12 protein-coding genes are annotated in these 15,318 nt (G+C 41.1%); 1 reads left to right on the top strand and 11 read right to left on the bottom strand.

The window, feature by feature from the left end:
* Nucleotides 1–101: 101 nt before the first annotated feature.
* Complete coding sequence (locus MHH31_RS06710) at nt 102–2,225, bottom strand: penicillin-binding protein 2 (protein ID WP_342495399.1); 2,124 nt, start codon at nt 2,223–2,225, stop codon at nt 102–104.
* Between the two features lie 336 nt (nt 2,226–2,561).
* On the opposite strand from MHH31_RS06710, the gene MHH31_RS06705 reads away from it, so the two are divergent.
* Nucleotides 2,562–3,359 carry a CAP domain-containing protein gene (locus MHH31_RS06705; protein WP_007498701.1) on the top strand — a complete coding sequence of 266 codons (798 nt, stop codon included), beginning with the start codon at nt 2,562–2,564 and terminating at the stop codon, nt 3,357–3,359.
* A gap of 114 nt (nt 3,360–3,473) precedes the next feature.
* Here the strand turns inward: MHH31_RS06705 and MHH31_RS06700 are convergent, their stop codons facing one another.
* The 10 genes from MHH31_RS06700 to MHH31_RS06655 all read right to left on the bottom strand — a co-directional run bounded on the left by MHH31_RS06700 (nt 3,474) and on the right by MHH31_RS06655 (nt 15,028).
* The gene (locus MHH31_RS06700) at nt 3,474–4,346 is read right to left on the bottom strand and encodes an NAD(P)-dependent oxidoreductase (protein ID WP_342495398.1); all 873 of its coding nucleotides are present in this window, start codon (nt 4,344–4,346) and stop codon (nt 3,474–3,476) included.
* Nucleotides 4,347–4,359: 13 nt separating this feature from the next.
* Nucleotides 4,360–5,145, bottom strand: a complete 786-nt coding sequence (locus MHH31_RS06695) for an SDR family oxidoreductase (protein ID WP_326378033.1) — start codon at nt 5,143–5,145, stop codon at nt 4,360–4,362.
* 76 nt (nt 5,146–5,221) lie between these two features.
* Nucleotides 5,222–7,183: a methyl-accepting chemotaxis protein gene (locus MHH31_RS06690; protein ID WP_024719660.1), complete on the bottom strand. Its 1,962-nt coding sequence runs from the start codon at nt 7,181–7,183 to the stop codon at nt 5,222–5,224.
* A gap of 115 nt (nt 7,184–7,298) precedes the next feature.
* On the bottom strand, nt 7,299–8,327 hold the full coding sequence (gene splB, locus MHH31_RS06685; protein ID WP_007498710.1) for a spore photoproduct lyase: 1,029 nt from the start codon (nt 8,325–8,327) through the stop codon (nt 7,299–7,301).
* An 80-nt stretch (nt 8,328–8,407) separates the two neighbouring features.
* The gene (locus MHH31_RS06680) at nt 8,408–8,650 is read right to left on the bottom strand and encodes a transcriptional regulator SplA domain-containing protein (protein WP_034646394.1); all 243 of its coding nucleotides are present in this window, start codon (nt 8,648–8,650) and stop codon (nt 8,408–8,410) included.
* Nucleotides 8,651–8,748: 98 nt separating this feature from the next.
* Nucleotides 8,749–10,467, bottom strand: a complete 1,719-nt coding sequence (gene ptsP / locus MHH31_RS06675; RefSeq protein ID WP_008348058.1) for a phosphoenolpyruvate--protein phosphotransferase — start codon at nt 10,465–10,467, stop codon at nt 8,749–8,751.
* Complete coding sequence (locus MHH31_RS06670) at nt 10,467–10,733, bottom strand: phosphocarrier protein HPr (protein WP_003211078.1); 267 nt, start codon at nt 10,731–10,733, stop codon at nt 10,467–10,469. The genes ptsP and MHH31_RS06670 overlap by 1 nt, the downstream gene beginning before the upstream one ends.
* 93 nt (nt 10,734–10,826) lie before the next feature.
* Nucleotides 10,827–12,926: a glucose-specific PTS transporter subunit IIBC gene (gene ptsG, locus MHH31_RS06665; protein WP_342495397.1), complete on the bottom strand. Its 2,100-nt coding sequence runs from the start codon at nt 12,924–12,926 to the stop codon at nt 10,827–10,829.
* Nucleotides 12,927–13,128: 202 nt separating this feature from the next.
* Entirely contained in the window at nt 13,129–13,983 is an 855-nt protein-coding gene (locus MHH31_RS06660) for a transcription antiterminator (protein WP_017359435.1), read from the bottom strand.
* A 55-nt stretch (nt 13,984–14,038) separates the two neighbouring features.
* Entirely contained in the window at nt 14,039–15,028 is a 990-nt protein-coding gene (locus tag MHH31_RS06655; RefSeq protein WP_039169127.1) for a LacI family DNA-binding transcriptional regulator, read from the bottom strand.
* Nucleotides 15,029–15,318: the final 290 nt, after the last annotated feature.

Raw genomic sequence — 15,318 nt, 5'->3', positions numbered from 1 at the left:
AAGGATTCGCTAGAAAAACCGTATTTTCCTCCCAATCTCGTGTGAAACGTCCATATTTTCAGCAAAAAGGGAGCACTTTCTCTTGCTGTGCTCCCTGCTGTTTATTGCTTTTCATATTTCTTTTGTAATTCAACGTACTTATCAACAATTTTACTTGGAATGGTTTTAATGACAGGATCTTTATCTGATACATACGGTGTGACGACACTAAATGCCACTTTCGGATTGGAAGAAGGATAATATCCTCCAAAGGTTAAATTGTACGTGGCATTCCCCCACCAGCTCCGGTTGGCACCATAGTAGAAGGTTTGGGCTGTACCCGTTTTCCCTGCGACATCATGCTGACCGAACCGGCCAGCGGCAGTCCCGCCTGTTGATGTGACCATTTTTAGTCCCATTTTGACACGGTCAATATCTGCTTTCGAGTTGTTAATGGTGTTCAGCACCTTCGGCTCATATTTCTTCACAACAGGGCCTACTTCTTCCTTATTCGTTGGAAAGTGAACACTTTTCACCACTCTTGGCTGAATACGATTACCTCCATTTGCGATGGTCGACATGTATTGTGCGACTTGAAGTGGTGTATACGTGTCATACTGACCAATCGCTTCATCAAGCAAGAGTCCGCCGACTGTCTTAGGATGCGTCTGCATTCCGCTTGATTCCTGCGGCAAGTCGATCCCAGTTTTCACACCAAGTCCGAATTGCGCATAGTAGTTTCTCATTTTTTGTAAGTGTTCAGGTCTTGCTGGTAATGGCCCATTCTTTTGGTAGGTGATCCCTGCCATTCTCATCGCTACTTGGAACATGTAAACGTTGGAACTCTTTTGGAGTGCCTGAAGGTCGTTAACCCACCCAAGATCTTTGTAAGACCTCTTCGGTTTTCCACTTCCCGCAAAATACAGCGGTGTATCCGTATAGGATTGGTTGTGTGACATACCATCTTGATAACCAGAGAGGACAGTAGCTCCTTTGACAACAGAGCCCATTTCATACTGTGTCGTAAATGTTCCGATCGCATAATCTGTGACGTCTCTCCCGTCCATTTTCTTCCCTGACATCGCGAGAACATCACCTGTGTTAGGGTCCATCATCACAACAAAGGCACGGTCCATCATATAGTTTCTTGCACTAGCAGATCTTAGCTCTGATTCAACGATTTTGTCGACTTCCTTTTGCAGCTCCATATCAAATGTGAGTGCAAGGTCAAGTCCTCTTCGTCCTTCTGTCCGCTTGATTTCATCAAGCAGTTTTCCGCCGACCTGTGTATATTGAACAGTTGCTTTTTCTGGATTGAGAAAATCTTCATATTGATATTCTAAATAACTTTTTCCTACTCGGTCATTTCTCGAGTAACCTCTTGCCATATAGTAATCTTCACGCTCTTTTATAATGCCTTGCTCTGGGGTGGTGACACCGCCAAGGACATTATAGAGGGTTTTTTCATACGGATATTTCCTTGTCCAGTCATTGATGACATTTACACCAGGCAGTTCATCAAGATGCTCTGATACAAGTGAGATCTCTTCGTATGTCAAACTTACGGATGATGTCTGTTTTGATTCTTTTGTTTCATCAAGCAGCGCAACTTTTTCGTCCCCTTTTTTCTCTTCGTTCGGGTCCATTGCTTTCACGATTTGAGGTTCAAAGGCATATCCGCCTGTAAACCTGCGATAGATCGCTGCAACTGCTTTTTCCTCTGCATCTTTTTCGATCGCCTTGACTTCTTTCTTAGGCACACGCTCTACTTGAAGAGGATAGACATCTTTTGCTTTAAGATTCTTTTGCTCTGCTTTTGAAATGAGCTTATCCGCTTCTTTCGGATGGCTGGCCAGCCAAAAATCTCGAATGTCACGCTCTCTCAAAAAATCTGTATCCATTTTTATATAAGTCGCAAGTTTTCTTGCTACTTTAATCTTATCCTCCGCTTTCACACCGCTTTCTGATGTATAAACGATGGCAGGTACACTTTCGTTATCAACAACGACTCTTCCTCTCGCGTCATACATTTTTCCTCTTGGAGACGGGTATGATGCTGTTTTGACCTCAGTTCGGTTGGCTTGCTTTTTATAATCCTCACCATTGACGATTTGCAGCACACCGAGCTTGATAACAAGTCCAGCAAATAAACTAAATACAGCGAAGAAAAAGAGATTAATTCTCCAGGCGTTCCGGCGCTTCATTTTTTTCTGCTCGGCAGCACCTTGATGCTGTTTCTCTCCCACTTATGTAGCTCCTCTCATCCTTTCAATCTTTTACAATTACCACTCATTATTGTAACACTTTTGTAATAGTTGTTACAGCGAAACAAGTGAAAAAAAGCTGTCAATCCCTATTCTGCAAAAAAATATACTAACACTTTAAAATATTGGTATGTTTATGTCGTTTTCTTTAAATAGAAAGATTCTCCATTCATTGATATAAGGAGACTCTTTCTATGACTTTAACAAAAATGACAAATGGGCGTTGTCAATGGAGGATGCTGGTACGTTTATAACAAAAAGTCCATGTTATGATTTTCTGTGAGAAAACAAAACAAAGATTTTAGGAGGAGTTACAAAATGAAAAAGAAATCATTCATTTTTTCAGCGCTGACAGCTGCTGCATTGATCACGTTCACTGGAGGGCATTCAGCTGATGCGAAAGAGCTTAACCTGAAACAAGTCATAAACGTACAGCATCAAGCCATTGATCTTCATACATTAGCTGCAAAATTACATATCTCTTCAGATGTAAACAAGCTAAGCACTTCAAATCAAAAAGAGATCGAAGCTCTATTAAACAAGCTGATCAAAAGTGGTCAACCTGTTACTGGAACAAAAGTGGTGAAAGAAGTAAACAAAGCAAAAAATGAGCAAAAACAAGAATCAGTGAAAAAACCAGCTGCTTCTAAACCAAGCACACCAGCAAAAGAAAACACAACGAACAACAGCTCAAAATCTGATCAAAAAGACACAACTGCAACAAAAGCAGACAGCAGCTTAAATGCATTTGAACAAGAAGTGGTTGAGCTGACAAATAAAGAGCGTGCAAAACAAGGCTTAAAAGCTCTTTCTGTTGATTCTAAATTAAGCAAATCTGCTCGCGCTAAATCACAAGATATGAAAGATAAAAACTATTTCTCTCATACAAGCCCAACTTACGGATCTCCATTTGATCAAATGAAGCAATTTGGTATCACGTACAAAACAGCAGGTGAAAACATTGCTCAAGGTCAAAGATCACCTCAAGAAGTAGTAACAGCTTGGATGAACAGTGAAGGTCACAGAGCGAACATTTTAAACAAAAACTATACACATATCGGTGTAGGTTATGTGAAATCTGGTAACTACTGGACGCAGCAATTCATCGGAAAATAAGATCAAAAAAACCTGTCTCTATTTGGGACAGGTTTTTAGTTTGTCTTCTTTTTTCAGCAATGTGAGGGCTTGTTTACACGCCACAAACTGTTCCACGTAGGCGGGGCAGTTTTTTTATTTCACCCATAATTTATAGATGCTTTGTGTTCCGCTGTTTTCTTCGCCCTGTTCGCTGAGCTTTTCATATAATGACTTCGCTAATGACAGGCCTGGCATCTCTTCTCCCATCAGCTCTGCTTCTTCAAGTGCAATGCCCATATCCTTAATAAAATGCTTCACATAAAATCCTGGCTCGAAATCACCTTTCAGCATTCTTGGTGCAAGGTTTGACAAAGACCAGCTGCCGGCTGCTCCTGTTGTGATGCTTTTAAGTACCTGCTCTGGATCAAGTCCTGATTTTTCCGCATAAGCCATTGCCTCTGCCACACCTATCATCCCTGCTGCGATAGCAATTTGGTTACACATTTTTGTATGCTGACCACTTCCTGCAGGTCCTTGATATTGAATGTTTTCGCCCATTTGCTGAAATAGCGGCAAGCACGCTTCATAGGCTGCTTTTTCTCCGCCAATCATGATGGCCAGCGTGCCGTTTTTGGCTCCTACGTCTCCGCCAGAGACCGGCGCATCTAATGCAAATAGTCCTTTTTCCTTCGCTTTCGCTTCAATTTCTTTTGCCAGCTGAGGTTTCGATGTGGTCATATCAATGAGGTATGTACCAGGCGCAGCATGTTCCAAGAGTCCATCTTCTCCTAAATAGACTTCTTCTACATCTGATGGATACCCGACCATTGTGATGACGGCATCTGCCTCCTTTGCGATCTCCTTTACGGTCGATTTCCAAAGAGCACCTTTTTGAACCAATGTGTCTGCCTTTGCTTTTGTTCTTGTATAAACGAGAACTTCGTAGCCAGCATCCATTAAATGCCCTGCCATACTATGTCCCATTACACCGATTCCAATAAAACCAACTGTTTTGATTTGTGCCATCAAGAATTCCTCCTTATAGAGACTTTGTCAATCCACCATCAATGATGAGGGTTTGACCTGTCATATATGTATTGGCTTCAGATAAAAGAAAAGCCGCATATGCTGCAAATTCCTCTGGCTGTCCGTAACGGCCCAGCGGAATCATACGTTCAGCTTGTGCTTTGATCTCTTCAACCGATTGTTGCTCCTCTTGTGCACGGTGTTTGTCCAACTGTTTCACGCGCTCTGTTTCAATTTTCCCCGGGGCTAAGGTATTGATCAAAATACCATCTTTGGCAAGCTCCTGGGCAGCTGTTTTTGTCCAGCCGGTAATGGCCGGTCTAAATGTATTCGACAGCATCAAGCCTGGGATCGGTTCTTTGACCGACATAGATGCAATATTTAACACTCGTGCACCTTGTTTTTTTAAATACGGCAAGGCTTCTTTTAATAACCGAATATAGCTGAGTAAATGAAGCTGAAATGATTCCATCCAATCTTCATCTGTTAAGGTTTCAAGTGTTCCTGTTTGAGGACCGCCTGTATTGTTCACTAGTATATCAAGACGTTTTTCATCACCTGCTGCTGCGACGACAAGCGCTTTAATTTGCTTGGCATCAGATACATCACATACTTGATACGTCAGCTTCCCTTTTACAAGCGGGGATAATTCTTTGACCGCTTCTTGCAGCGTGTGCTCATGTCTTCCCGAGAGCATCACATCTGCTCCCTCTATTGCAAGATGAAAGGCAATGGCTTTACCGATACCTTGACTGCTTGCTGCGACCAATGCTTTTTTTCCAGATAGATTAACATGCATGTTGGCACCCTCCTCTGTTCATATTTTATCATACAAAAAGAACCTTGCTCACATGGCAAGGTTCTTTTCTTCAAGATTATAGTTTAAACCGATTGACTGCCTGACGCAGTGCCTGACTTGATTCGTTCAACATTTCTGTTGATGTTTTCGTTCTTTCTAAAGCTTGTACTTGTTCGTCTGTGGAAGCATGTACTTCCTCAGCTGAAGCGGCGGATTCTTGTGAAATGGCCGCAATACTTTGAATGGAATCATTCATTTTCTGCTGTTCTTCAGTCATTTCATTGATTTGTGTATGAATGCTGTCAATGGAGCCGACAAGTGCCTGCATTTCCATTGTGATACTGCTGAGTGCCTCACCTGTTGAATTGATGGCATCACCTTGTTCTTCATTCATTTTGCTTGCTGCTGTCATCGCTTCAGCTGCCTTTTTCGATTCATCTTGAATGAGTTTTACGGTTTCACTAATATGTTTCGTTGATTCTGCAGATTGTTCAGCCAGCTTTCTGACTTCTTCTGCAACAACAGCAAATCCTCTTCCGCTTTCTCCTGCTCTCGCTGCTTCAATACTTGCATTCAGTGCGAGTAAATTCGTTTGATCTGAGATTTCAGAGATCGCTGTTACGACGTTTTCAATATTTTTTGTTTTATGCTCAAGGTCAAGCAGCATTTGCTCTACCTTCTTCGATTCTTCATTCGCTTGTGTTGATTTTTGGACGAGCAGACCAAGAGCATCAAGTCCTCTATAGCTTGCATCTTCCGATGATTTTGAGTTGGTTTGCATTTGCGTGGCAAGCTCACCCATATGACGAACTTTTTCATACAAATGCTCTGATTTTTCATTAATGGTTTCCGCTTCTGATGCTTGTTTCGTCGCTCCTACAGCGACCTCTTGAATAGCCGTTGCAATCTGTTCACTAGACAGCAAGGTCTCGTTTGAAATTTGGGTCACTTCATCCGTTGATTTCACAACCTGATCTGAAGACTCTTTCACTTTTTCAATTAAATCCCTGATGCCTTCAGTCATTTGATTAAAGCTTTTCGTCAGGAACCCTATCTCATCCTGAGACTTCGACTCAAGCGAGCTGGTTAAATCGCCTTCAGACACTTTACGAACATGCTCGATGAGGCGTTTAATTGGTGTTGTAATGCTTCTAGCCAATAAGTAGCTTAGAATCATGGCAAGTATAATGGCAATGACAGAAATAATGATACTTGTCTGATTCATTTGTTCAGTGATCCAAAGAAGTTTCTTTTTCTCGAAGCTCACACCGATCGTCCAGTTTGCCTCTTTAATTTTTGAGATGACGGTCAGCTGTTTGTCATCATCAATACCCGAGTTGTCGATCGCTTTTTTCACAGAAGCGACTTTTGAGATATTTTTTCCTTGCTCTGTTGGATGTGCCAAAATGGTCCCTGTGCCGTCAACTAAGAAAGCCGTTCCCATATAAGGAATCTTTTGTTCTTTTATATAAGACTGAATGGAAGCCAGTTTCAAGTCAAGTCCAGCGACACCGACTACTTTCCCGTTTCGTACGATCGCCTTTGTGGCTGAAACGACCATTTCATTTGTTGCTTTATCAATGTACGGATCTGTCCATAGGACGTCGTCAGGCTTTTCAGCCGCTTGAATATACCAGTCTCGTTTAGACGGATCATACCCTTCACCAAAATCGGACTCCGGGAAAGCGAACATTTTACCATCACTTGTTCCTATATAGGCAAGCGAGATGAGTTCATCCTGCTCCTGCAATCCTTTTAATTCATCGTTTTCAAATGCCAATGTCTGCTTTGTTTGTTTCTGTGCAAAATCTTCAGTAAGTGTACTTGTTGCCAATTTGTTAATCGTATCACCGTAATTCTCAAGCTTTAGTGCTATGATGTCTCTCATGCTTTCTGCCGTTGCTGCTGTCGTTGTTTTCGCATCTCGTTCAATCAGTGGTCTTAATACTAAATTGGAACCCACTTGAACTGCGACAACGGTTAAAATTAAAATAACTGAGATGAAAACAGCTATTCTCACTTGAAGTTTCTTAAACATCTCATCACCCCTACATCCTACTTTCGCATCTTAATGTGTATATCGGCAAAATTGGTACCGCATTCAATAGTTGTAAGAAAATTTAAATAGAAAAAACAAGCCATAATGACTTGTTTTAAGTAAAATATTCAATTTTTGCAGACGGAAAGTACTGTTCTATATATGATTCTAATGTCTGTCTAAGTTCTTGTTCTTCATCTTTTTGATAGATATATTTTCCAATTCCGTATCTACCCCACTTATATCTTCTCTTTTCTTCATCTAGTTCTAGTTTTGTTTTTGGATAGTTTTTTTGGATGACACGCTTCGCCGGTTTTGTAAAACGGTGCTGAATCATTTCAAAGGTGATATCTTGTCTCACTTCTTCAGGGAGAGCTGCATCGAGTTTTTCAAATAGGACTTTATAGCCCTCTTGCCACCCTTCATGAATGTAAATAGGGGCAATAATAAAGCCAAGTGGATAGCCTGCTTTTGCTACCTTTACAGCCGCTTCAATCCGCTGATCGAGTGGTGATGTGCCAGGTTCGAAATATTTAATGACATAATCGGCATTGATACTAAAACGGAATCTTGTTCGTCCATTGTGTTTTGCATCTAACAAATGGTCTACATGATGAAATTTCGTAACAAAGCGTAGTTTGCCAAGATCGGTTTGACCAAAGTATTCAATCGCTCGTTTGAGTGTGTGAGTCAAATGGTCAATTCCGACGATATCAGATGTACACGAGGCTTCAAATCGCGTGATATCAGGCGCACGCTCGTTCATGTACTGTTCAGCCTGATCTAAGATCTCTTCTACATTGACATATGTGCGAATGTACGGCTTACTCCCCATAGTCGTTTGCAGGTAGCAATAATGGCAATGCCCCATGCATCCTGTCGCAAACGGAATGGCATACTCTGCAGATGGTTTAGATGTATCAAATTTTAAGGTTTTTCTCACGCCGATAACGAGCGTCGACTTTGCATTACGGTACTTTTGCAAATCATTTTTCCCCGGAATATTTCTCACTTGGTTGTGTGAGGTTGTTTCTCTAATTTCAATTCCCATGCCTTCAAACTTTTCTTTCAGCTCTTGTCCTAATGGGTACTCTAGCGCCCGAGGTTCAATATACACAAGCTGGGGAACGAACGGTTTGATCATAATTAGCACATCCTTACCTTATAGGTTCATATCGTTACTTTAACCTCTCAGGATGGCTTCTATCCTTTCTAAAATCTCCCTTATTCAAACAGATCTTGATAAAGGGCTTCTGCTTCTTCGTATGTTGGAAATACGGCATCATCAGGGGCTAATGGGTGATATGTTTCAAGTAGAAATAGCGCAAGCTCTTGCTCATTGTAAGGGTGTGAAACGATTTCCGCTTCTTTAATTTGTGCGACATTGGCTGCATGTGGATTTCGATAAATCACATATACTTGATCACCTGGCTTATAGTTAGAGAAAGACAAACTGGTCACCTCCATTTTTTATTTTAGGATGCCCTTCTCTTCATGCGATATGACTGATTATGATAAAATTCGACAAAAAAACCAGACAGTTTGACCTGTCTGGTTTACATCACCTAGTTATGTTGAAACGTTTTTTTCACGAAATCAACCACTTCTTCAGTTGTACTCAGTGATAAGATATGCTCTTTAAATGATGCAGCTTCTTCCTTAGAAAGCTTGCTTAACTGCGTTCTTGCTGGAAGAATCGATGTTGCGCTCATTGAAAATTCATCTAATCCTAATCCAAGTAGGAGCGGGATTGCGATTTCATCTCCTGCCATCTCACCGCACATGCCAACCCATTTACCTTCTTTATGCGCTGCTTCAATCACAAGCGTTATGAGGCGTAAAATAGCTGGATTGTATGGCTGGTAAAGATAAGACACTCGTTCGTTCATTCGATCAGCAGCCATTGTGTATTGAATCAAATCATTTGTTCCAATACTGAAGAAATCTACTTCTTTTGCAAATTGATCTGCGATAACAGCTGTTGATGGAATTTCTACCATCATTCCGATTTCAATGGAATCAGATACTTCTGTACCAGCAGCAACCAATGCTTCTTTTTCTTCAAGTAAAATAGCTTTTGCTTCTCTAAATTCTGATAACGTCGCGATCATAGGGAACATGATTTTCAAGTTTCCATATGTACTTGCACGAAGTAACGCGCGTAGCTGTGTTCTGAAAATCTCCTGCTCTTCAAGGCAAAGGCGGATCGCTCTATAGCCAAGGAACGGGTTCATTTCTTTTGGAAGCTGCAAGTAAGGAAGTTCTTTATCGCCACCAATATCTAGTGTGCGGACAACCACAGCTTTGCCTTCCATCTTCTCTAAAACGGTTTTATACGCATCGAACTGCTCTTCTTCTGTTGGGAGCTGATCTCTGCCCATGTATAAAAATTCTGTACGGTACAATCCAACTGCTTCGCCGCCATTTTCAAGTACACCTTTCACATCTTCAGGTGTTCCAATATTCGCAGCTAACTCTACGTGAACGCCGTCTTTTGTGACCGTTGGCTGGTCAACAAGTTTCGCCCATTCCGCTTTTTGAGCTAAGTAGTCTTCATGCTTTTTTTGATACGCTTTCACTTCATCTTCAGAAGGCTGAATGATGACGTCTCCGCTAATACCATCAACAATGATCAGATCATTGTTTTTCACCGTTTTTGTTGCTTCTTTTGTTCCAACAACGGCTGGAATCTCCATTGATCTTGCCATAATTGCTGAGTGAGAAGTACGACCACCGATATCCGTCGCAAAACCTTTGACGAATTGTCTGTTCAGCTGAGCTGTATCAGAAGGTGTTAAATCTTCAGCAATGATAATGACTTCTTCAGAAATCATACTTGGGTTTGGAATGTCAACGCCTAGCAAATGACCAGTGACACGTTTTGTAACGTCGCGAATATCCGCTGCACGTTCTTTCATGTATTCATTGTCCATTGCTTCAAACATTGTAACAAACATTGTTGCTGTTTCTTTTAAAGCAAATTCAGCATTTACTTTATCCGATGTGATTTTATCCTTCACTGGGTTGAGCAGCTCTGGATCACTTAACACAAGAAGGTGTGCAGAAAAAATATCCGCTTTATCTTGGCCAAGTTCTTTTAGCGCATGCTCTTTAATTGCTTCAAGTTCTTGCTTTGAAACATGAATTGCTTCTTCAAAGCGTTTCACTTCTGTCTCTGGATCATTGATGTCTTTTTGGTGAACTGTTAAATCTGGTTCTTCTAGACGATATGCTTTTGCAATCGCAACGCCTGCTGAAGCACCGATTCCTTTCAGTTGTTGCATTACTCGCCTAGGCCTTCACTTTTCATTGTGTCTTTTAGCGCAGCAAGTGCATCATTTTCATCAGAACCAGAAGCAGAGATTGTGATTGTAGCACCTTTCGCAATTCCTAGAGACATTACACCCATAATAGATTTCAGGTTCACTGTTTTACCATTATATTCTAAGTTGATATCAGCATCATATTTACTAGCAGTTTGTACAAGAACTGTTGCAGGACGTGCGTGAATTCCAGAATCTGCAGTTACTTTGAATGTTTGTTGAGCCATTTTTATCAATCTCCTTTTTATACATTTCATACATCCACAATATTATATCATACTGCCGAGCTTGTCATCTAACAAGAACGGCAGTTATGAAAATTATTTTGAAATTTTCATGATGTTTTCTTGGCCAGCTTTGATTTCACCGGATTCTTGAAGGTCAATAAATTGTCCTTCACTTAAGTTTGTAAATACAATTGGTGTCATTAAAGATGGTACTTCTGACTTAATTTTATCAATATCAACCTCTAAAAGTTTTTGACCGATTTCTACTTGGTCTCCCTCTTGTACAAATGCTTCAAATCCTTCTCCTTTGAGGCTGACTGTATCAATCCCGAAGTGAATCAAGATTTCAAGTCCACCATCAGACTGGAGGCCGATGGCGTGTTTTGTTGGGAACACATTTAAGATTTTTCCTCTTACTGGTGAAACCACTGTTCCCTCTTTTGGCAAGATAGCAAAACCGTCACCCATCATTTTCCCTGAGAATACTTGATCTGGCACATCTGTAATTGGATGCAGCTCCCCTGTAATTGGTGAAGCAAACGTTTCTTCCCCTTGTTCGTTTTGAAGCGGTTTTGCAATGACTTCTTCAACCTGCTGACTGACTTCTTCTTTTGCAGAAGGGTCTTTCGCTGGTCGAGATGTGCGCCCTGCAATAATGTCTTGCATTTGTGTTTTTAAATTATCAGAGCGTGGTCCAAAGATGGCCTGGATGTTATTCCCTACTTCAAGGACACCTGAAGCGCCAAGCTTTTTCAAGCGGTCTTTATCCACTTTTTTCTGATCATTTACAGTGACACGTAAACGCGTAATACAAGCATCTAGGTGTTTAATGTTTTCTTGGTCACCCATTGCTTCAAGAATTTCATAAGGTAAGTCATCGCCTTTTCCAGATTGAGCGCTGCTTGCACCGTCAGCTGCTTCATCTTCTCGTCCTGGCGTTTTCAGATTAAACTTGCGAATCGCAAATCTGAATCCGAAGTAGTAAATGACAGCCAGTACGAGACCGACTGGAATAACAAGCCACCAAGCGGTTCTATTTGGCAGGATACCAAATAGGAAGAAGTCGATTAACCCTCCTGAGAAGGTCATCCCGATTTTCACGTTTAGAATATCCATTATCATAAAGGATAATCCAGCGAATACACAGTGAATCGCAAATAATATCGGTGCAACAAACAAGAATGAGAATTCAAGCGGTTCAGTGATCCCTGTTAGGAAAGAAGTAAGGGCCGCTGACCCCATAATTCCTGCTACAAGTTTTTTATTCTTAGGTTTTGCTTCATGGTAAATCGCAAGTGCTGCTGCTGGAAGTCCAAACATCATGAACGGATATTTCCCTGTCATGAATGTCCCAGCTGTCAGCTGAACACCATCTTTGATTTGCGCCATGAAAATACGCTGGTCACCACGGATAATATCTCCTGATAAGCTCTTATAGCTAAAAAATTCATACCAGAATGGTGCGTAGAATATGTGGTGCAGACCAAACGGAATTAATGAGCGTTCAATGACACCGAATACAAAGGCAGCTAGCGGCTCATTCGCTGCAAGCAGTCCAGTTGAAAATGAGTTCAATGCACCTTGGATTGGCGGCCAAATGACGAGCATCAAAAGCCCTAAAATAAGTGCTGAAATCGACGTAACGATTGGAACAAAACGCTTACCAGCAAAGAAGCCAAGATATTGCGGGAGCTCAATTTTGTAAAATTTATTAAACATATAAGCGGCTAATACCCCGACAATAATCCCGCCAAACACGCCGGTAGACAAGGTCGGTATGCCGAGCATATTCACATACGCTGGATGACTTTCCTTAAAGAACTTAGCCAATTTGATTGAATCGGATGGAATGGAACCGTTGGCCATTAATACGGCACTCATCGTTACGTTCATGACAAGGTAACCGATGATCGCGGCAATCCCTGCCACACCGTCTCCATTGGCAAGACCGATGGCAACCCCTACAGCAAATAGGAGTGGAAGATTCGAGAAGACAATATTCCCCGCATTCTCCATAACACTAGCAACAAGCTGAATTGTATCATTGCTTAAAAATTGAGCGACATCAATCAGCTGCGGATTTTGCATCGCATTTCCGAGTGCTAGTAAAATACCAGCAGCAGGAAGGATCGCAACTGGAAGCATAAGTGCTCGTCCAATTTTTTGCAACACACCAAAAAGTGATTTAAACACTGGTTGAACCTCCTTTTGTTTTCGCTTACAACATGCATTTCAATTACACACTGACGTACATTTCATAATTAACCGTTTACATTTCACTTTCAGAACACAAAAAAGGCATGGTGATATAAGGTTGCGCAAATAACAGGATCTTATCCTGTATTTACCTTAAGTCACTCATGCCTGATCGAATCAGTTACACGTTTCAAGGAAACTATGAAATTTTATTCGTCAATCTGTACAGGTGAAGTGTCAAATAGACAGCTTCGGCATCTTGTACAGGCTTTTTCAATGCATGTTGCAAAATTTTGATCATTTTCCAAGCAGTATTGTAGCATAAAGGATATTCATTTTTCAATAGATGAAGCAACTTTTCTGGCTCCTCTAATGATTCTTCCCGTTTAATACGCTCAATCGAAAACGTAATATGGCGCAGTAAGCGTAAATAATGAATACTTTCTCTATCTACTTTCATATGAAATGCATCTTCTATGACTTGGACCATTTGTGTCATGAGCTGCGAATGACGGTTGACCTCGGATAAAGGCCGGTTCGTTAAAGCAGAGTGAATGTGGAGCGCAATAAACCCAATCTCTCCTTCGGGCAGCTTTGTTTCAACATCTGGCCGCGCATTTATCAGTTCCACGACTTCCTTTGCGACCTCGTATTCTTTCGGGTATAAGGATTTCGTTTCAAGCATAAAAGGATTGGTGATATCATAGCCTTGCTTAACTCGTTTAAAACTAAAGGCAATATGATCTGTCAGTGCAATATGAATATGCTCATTTAAACGATGCCCCATTTTTTCTCGTATATGATAAATGACGTCATTGGCAAGCTCAATCATGTCCTCATTAATGTGGTGCAGCAATTGTTTGTATTCTGTTTGCTCTTTTGTATTCTTTAACACAAACATTTTCTCAAATGCCGCTTGATCGAGAACGTCACCCGATTTTTTCCCAAAGCCGATCCCTTTATCAATCAGGACCACTTCGCCTAAAGAAGGGTGTTTTGCGATGATGACATTATTATTTAACGCTTTATCAACGGTGAAGGATTCCATGAACATCCCCACCTCCTTCTTATTCAATCCTTCTTATCGTACAAAACAGATGAAACGTGCGTCAACGATTGTTTTTCAAAATAGTCGTTGTGCGCTCAACGAGTCGATATGACAGCACCCTTTTTTCTGGTGCCTCACCTTGTAATACTTGGTTGAACAAGTCAAATGCTTCCTGCCCCATTTGTTTGAGGGGAATATCTATACTAGAAATCCCCAATGCTTCACTCAATTGATCGTTTTGAAAGCCAAGTATGGCTGGTGATTCTCCAACGTTTATTTGGTGACGCTGTGCCTCTAGTAAAAAACCTGCTGAGACATCATCGTTTGTAATCAGTAAGGCTGTCGGACGATTTTTCATCTCTTTCCATTCTGTAAATAATTGCTTGCCATCAAAAATGGTTAGTTTTCCTTCAATGACCCATTCATCATCAATGTCCTGCCCAAGCGACCGCATCATTTCTTGATAAGTCTGAATGCGAACTTGGCTATTCTCCCCTTCTGTTCTAGCAAGAACGATTGCGATTCGCTCATGACCGCATGCCGCTAAGTGTTCAAGCCCTTCCTTAAAAGCCTGATCATGCGCAATCGATACCGATGAACATGTATCATGCGGAGTAGGATGACAAAAGATAATAGGACCAGATTCCTGCCACTTTAAAATTTCTCGATCACTTAACGCATTTGAGCAAAAGATTAAACCATCCACACGCTGCTCTTTTAAGCTCATTAATGCTTCTTTTTCCTTGAATGGGTCATATCCTGTTTGAAACAAGGCAAAATGCATTCCGCACTCCTGTGCTTTCTCTGCAATCCCTGTGACAATTCCGCTGAAATAGGAGTGATCAATTGTCGGAAGTACAATTCCAAGCATATTGGAATAGCCCTTTGCTAAATGAACTGCCTGAATATTCCGTGTATATTTGAGCTCTTTCATCGCACTAAGTACGCGCTCTCGCTTTTCTTCTTTGACATAAGGATGATCATTCATCACTCGTGATACGGTGGTAACCGATACACCCGCTCTTTTCGCAATATCCCTTATGTTAGGCATTTTTTCTCCTACTTTCTCTTGATATGGTAAGCGTTTCATACTTTAAGATGTATGTGAGCTGAACAAATCACTGGGTGGAAAGGGGAATTCAAGATGGGTATTATCATATGGATCATATTATGTTTGACTATTTTGTTTTCTGCTCGATTCGCACTACATCCTTTAGGAAAAGAACATAAAATCAAGCCGTTTCAATCAATTGATGATTTTTTTGTTGATAAGGATCGCAAAGAGTGACAAAAAAATCACGATGACGCTCCCAATACTTGGACGTTCATCGTGATTTTTTT

This window comes from Bacillus sp. FSL K6-1033, from assembly GCF_038630765.1.
Classification (GTDB): Bacteria; Bacillota; Bacilli; order Bacillales; family Bacillaceae; genus Bacillus; species Bacillus altitudinis.
This window is presented reverse-complemented; position numbering and strand designations above follow the sequence as displayed.

What these genes read in the sequence shown, in the direction of transcription:
- MHH31_RS06695 (WP_326378033.1), bottom strand. Translation starts at nt 5,145, where the DNA reads ATGCATGTTAATCTATCTGGAAAAAAAGCATTGGTCGCAGCAAGCAGT.
- ptsP (WP_008348058.1), bottom strand. Translation starts at nt 10,467, where the DNA reads ATGCAACAACTGAAAGGAATCGGTGCTTCAGCAGGCGTTGCGATTGCA.
- splB (WP_007498710.1), bottom strand. Translation starts at nt 8,327, where the DNA reads ATGATCAAACCGTTCGTTCCCCAGCTTGTGTATATTGAACCTCGGGCG.
- MHH31_RS06680 (WP_034646394.1), bottom strand. Translation starts at nt 8,650, where the DNA reads ATGGAGGTGACCAGTTTGTCTTTCTCTAACTATAAGCCAGGTGATCAA.
- MHH31_RS06670 (WP_003211078.1), bottom strand. Translation starts at nt 10,733, where the DNA reads ATGGCTCAACAAACATTCAAAGTAACTGCAGATTCTGGAATTCACGCA.
- MHH31_RS06700 (WP_342495398.1), bottom strand. Translation starts at nt 4,346, where the DNA reads ATGGCACAAATCAAAACAGTTGGTTTTATTGGAATCGGTGTAATGGGA.
- MHH31_RS06660 (WP_017359435.1), bottom strand. Translation starts at nt 13,983, where the DNA reads ATGTTCATGGAATCCTTCACCGTTGATAAAGCGTTAAATAATAATGTC.
- MHH31_RS06690 (WP_024719660.1), bottom strand. Translation starts at nt 7,183, where the DNA reads ATGTTTAAGAAACTTCAAGTGAGAATAGCTGTTTTCATCTCAGTTATT.
- MHH31_RS06705 (WP_007498701.1), top strand. Translation starts at nt 2,562, where the DNA reads ATGAAAAAGAAATCATTCATTTTTTCAGCGCTGACAGCTGCTGCATTG.
- MHH31_RS06655 (WP_039169127.1), bottom strand. Translation starts at nt 15,028, where the DNA reads ATGCCTAACATAAGGGATATTGCGAAAAGAGCGGGTGTATCGGTTACC.